At 63.6% G+C, this 1,187-nt stretch carries 1 protein-coding gene; it reads right to left on the bottom strand.

Annotation, left to right across the window (positions count from 1 at the left end; translation table 11 throughout):
- Window positions 1-209: 209 nt before the first annotated feature.
- Window positions 210-1,124 (bottom strand): IS3 family transposase, encoded by a 915-nt coding sequence (locus G3480_RS26795; protein WP_276611764.1) that lies wholly within the window; start codon window positions 1,122-1,124, stop codon window positions 210-212.
- Window positions 1,125-1,187: the final 63 nt, after the last annotated feature.

The following is a 1,187-nucleotide window of genomic DNA, read 5'->3' as shown; positions in this document are numbered from 1 at the left end:
TGAGGTGGACCCCTATGTCAAGACAGCTCCCCGCCCAAAATAAGTTATAAAAATCTGTTGCTGTTGCGCCGCAGGCGCTCACCAGCTCTGATTTGGTTGCTGCGCCGTAGTGTGGAGAAAGGGTGAATCAGTGGGGGCAAGGTGGGGGCAACGCGCCAAGAGGGCGTTGTCCCCGGCTTGTCCCCACGCTCGCGTGCGAGATTCACGCTTTATCCACACGCAGGCGCTGGCACCGCCTCGCTGGCCACGGACGCCACCTCGTCTCGGTAAACCGCCCCGGGTGTTGCATTGTCATGGCTCTGATGCGGGCGCTCCTCGTTATAGAAGCGGAAGTAGGCCCGCAGTGCCTCGATCAGCGCGGCGACGCTCTGATACTCCTTGAGGTAGATCTCCTCGTACTTCACCGAGCGCCACAACCGCTCAACCATGATGTTGTCGAGGGCGCGTCCGCGTCCGTCCATGCTGATGTCCACGCCCGCGTCCTCGAGCACACCGGTGAAGGTCGTCCCGGTGTACTGCGCGCCCTGATCGCTGTTGCAGATCTCTGGGGCTCCATAGCGCTCGAGCGCGCGCTGCAGGGCACTGACGCAGAACTGCTCCTCGAGTGTCACCGACAGCTCCCAGGAGAGCACGTAACGGCTGTACCAATCGAGCATCACCGTGAGGTAGACGAAGCCGCCCACCAGGCGCACGTAGGTGATATCGGTACACCAGACCTGATTCGGGCGCTCGATCGCCAAGCCTCGCAGGCGGTACGGATAGACCTTGTGCTGCGGCGCCGGGCGCGAGGTATGCGCCCCCGGGGCCAAGGACACCAGCCCCATGCGCCGCAGCAGGCGCTGCACCCGCTTGCGGTTGACCGCATAGCCCTCACGGCGCAGCCAAGCGGTGAGCTTGCGCGAGCCGTAGAAGGGGTGGCGCGTGTACTCCTCGTCGAGCAGGCGCATCAGATGCAGATTCTCCGCGCTGTCGGTGGCCAAGCCCCCACCACGGTAGTAGCTCGCCCGACCCAGGCCAATCAGCTCGCATTGGCGCGCGATGCTCAGCTCGCCATGATCGGGCTCGACACAGGCACGCTTCTCGGCCACGCTCAACTGAGCTGTCCGGTCTTTTTTTTCAACCAATCCAGCTCAACCTGCAGACGCCCGATCTGCTGATAGAGCCGATCACGCTCGCCCTCGCGCTCG

Origin of the sequence: Thiorhodococcus mannitoliphagus, assembly GCF_010915725.1 — a bacterium.
In the GTDB taxonomy this organism is placed as follows: Bacteria; Pseudomonadota; Gammaproteobacteria; order Chromatiales; family Chromatiaceae; genus Thiorhodococcus; species Thiorhodococcus mannitoliphagus.
This window is presented reverse-complemented; position numbering and strand designations above follow the sequence as displayed.